Raw genomic sequence first — 2,677 nt, forward strand, 5'->3', positions numbered from 1 at the left:
CCCCGGCGTCCAGGCCACGAGACACAGCGAGCCCGATCTGGCCGATGAGGTTGCCCGCATCGATGCCGACGACCCAACCACCCAGCAGTCGCAGCGAATCCGGGTGGAAGAACAGCCGGATCTCGCCGCCGGTTTCGCCGAAGATCTGCGCCCGGCTGTCCTCGGCGAACGAATAGGCGCCCTCCTGGATGGAGACGCCCTGCGCCGCCGCGGATGTGCGGGTCAGACCCACATAGGCGGCGGCCGGAAGGGTGAACACCGTCGTAGGAGTCGACAGGAAGTCCACGACATCGGCACGGTGATCACCGGCCATGATGTTGTTCGCGGCGGCCAGGGATTGACGGACCGCGGCGTGGAACAGCGGAGTTTTCCCGTTGACGTCACCGCAGGCGTAGATGTGGCGGAGAGTGGTTTGCAGGGTGGGATCGACCTGCACGCCATGGGCGCCTACCGCCACGCCGATCTCCCGCAACCCCGCCGGAATCACCGGGTGGCGCCCCAGCGCCTGAAACGCCACCTGCGCCGTCCTGTGCTGCTCAGCGGTTCCGTCGAAGAACACCACCCGCACGCCCGCTGGTGTGCGTTCGACCCGCCGCACCTCGGCCTGCAGAATGACGTCGATATTCGGGTCCAGCAGCCCAGCCAGCAGCCCGACCATGTCGGGATCCATCCCGGGCAACAGCTGAGCCTCCCGTTCGAACACGGTCACCTGAACCCCGAAGGCCGAGAAAAACGACGCAGTCTCCAAACCCACGTAACCGCCGCCGATGACCAGCATGGAGGCCGGCAGCGTCGAAAGGGACGGGTGATGAGCATATAGGTCGCGGCTGTTGAGGCAGAGCCCGATCCCAGGTATGGGCGGAACGGAAATATCTGACCCGCTGGCGATGACGATGTTGCGTGCACTGAACCGGCGCGCACCCTCGCCGGTGTCCACGGCCACGGTGTGCGGATCGACGATGCTCGCGGTTCCAGTCACCAGGGTGACATTCGGCGCGGCCCGCAGTTCCGCGTCGTGCTGGGCATAGCGGCGGGTTTGCACCTGGTCCTTGTGGGCGACAACCTCGGCATAGTCGACCAGAACCTCCCCGTGCAACCCGTTTTTCCCAAAGCGCCGGTGCTGCAGGAGGTGATGGGCGACTTCGCGCACGGCTTTGGACGGCACGCAGCCCTCGGCCAGGCAATTTCCGCTCATCACTCCTTTGGGATCGACCATCACGACCCGCCGCCCCGCCGCGGCCAGCCGGAAAGCCGCCGGGTAGCCGCCCCCACCCGCGCCGATTGTGAGCACCTCGATGTCATCCATGTGAATCTCCCTTCGTCAGCATCCGTTATCGTTCGTTCATCACGTCAGCGCCGATTCGCCGGCCGTGTAGAGAGCGACCGCCACCATCAGCCAGACGAACCACAACGTGAGCCGTGCAGCCGGCACCTTGGCGGCGACCACGTCCCCGAGGAGCACCCCGACCATCCCTGCCGCGGTGAAAGGTAACGCGACCGCCCAATCGACGTCGCCGCTCTCCAGGCGAAAGAACAACCCTTCGGCCGAGCTCATGGCGATCACGAGCAGCGAGGTGCCGACGGCGACCGGCATCTCGTAGCCCAGGGTGAGCACCAGTGCGGGCACGACGACGAAACCGCCGCCCACACCGAAGAACCCGGTGAGAAACCCCACCGCGGTTCCGGCGATCACCACCCGCACAGCGGTGGGGATGACGATTCGCGTGTGCTCGGGTGTTTGCGACGGCCGCGCCCGACCCGGGCCGAGGGTGCTCGCCGGGGCCGTGTGTTGTTTGGCGTGGCACGGCGTCTCACCGGAGCGGCGATGCATGCGCCACGCAGCGACCAGGATCAAGCCGGAGAAGGCCAGCAGCAGCACATCATCGGGTACCGCTTGACTGCTCAACGAGCCCAGAAACGATCCGCCGATGCCGACGAGCCCGAACGTCAGGCCCCACCCGAGACGCACCCGCCCCGCCGGCAGGTGGCCGAAAATCCCGGCCAGGGCGGATGCCCCGACCACGATGAGCGAGGTCGTCGTCGCCGTGTGCGGCGTCTCGCCCGCCCCGTAGACCAGCGCCGGCACCGCCAGAATCGATCCGCCACCCCCGAGGGCGCCCAGCGACAACCCGACCAACAAACCCAACGGCAGCGCCGCGGCCAGGCGGGCGGCGCCCAGCATCATCGCCGGCGTGTTCTAGGCGTGGATGCCCGACGCGCGCTCGCCCGCCGTCGGAACCCCCAGCCGATGCAGCACCAGACTCGCCGGGCACCACCCCACGGCCGCGTCGAGCAGCAGGCTGATCCCGACAAGGCCGGTCACGATCCGCCACCGGGGGGAGCGCGTATGCCCCAAACCCAGGGTGACAAGGATCAGGCTTCCCGCCATGAGCGCCACGATCCGCTCGATCGTCCATCCCTGCGGTCTGGGCATCCCGAGCATTCCCTGTTCGACGGGATCGACACCTCGGTGCTGAGTCATCGCAAGATTTTAGCCCGCGCCGGCCCCGCATTTTTCATCGCCGCCGGGCCGGGCGTTTGCGCGCCGCCGGCTGGGCCACAATGGATCACCATGGTGGAAGTGACCGCTCCGCTGTGGGTGGGGTTGTTGATCGGCGCCGCGTTCGGCGTTCCCGCCGCGCTGTGGGGAATCGGCAATCCCGAAACCGTCATTCGA

The 2,677-nt window shown here is 67.5% G+C and carries 3 protein-coding genes; all 3 read right to left on the minus strand.

The window, feature by feature from the left end:
- Positions 1 to 1,306: dihydrolipoyl dehydrogenase (locus AC2VOG_RS09395; protein ID WP_486939636.1), on the minus strand; the 1,306-nt coding region annotated here is incomplete at its 3' end.
- 39 nt (positions 1,307 to 1,345) lie between these two features.
- Entirely contained in the window at positions 1,346 to 2,185 is an 840-nt protein-coding gene (locus AC2VOG_RS09400) for a sulfite exporter TauE/SafE family protein (RefSeq protein ID WP_230987329.1), read from the minus strand.
- Positions 2,186 to 2,197: 12 nt separating this feature from the next.
- The gene (locus tag AC2VOG_RS09405; RefSeq protein WP_230987330.1) at positions 2,198 to 2,482 is read right to left on the minus strand and encodes a YgaP family membrane protein; all 285 of its coding nucleotides are present in this window, start codon (positions 2,480 to 2,482) and stop codon (positions 2,198 to 2,200) included.
- Positions 2,483 to 2,677: the final 195 nt, after the last annotated feature.

The organism is Mycobacterium sp. TH-M11, assembly GCF_057473725.1.

Coding starts and splice junctions, on each gene's coding strand:
- AC2VOG_RS09400 (WP_230987329.1), bottom strand. CDS start 2,185: ATGATGCTGGGCGCCGCCCGCCTGGCCGCGGCGCTGCCGTTGGGTTTG.
- AC2VOG_RS09405 (WP_230987330.1), bottom strand. CDS start 2,482: ATGACTCAGCACCGAGGTGTCGATCCCGTCGAACAGGGAATGCTCGGG.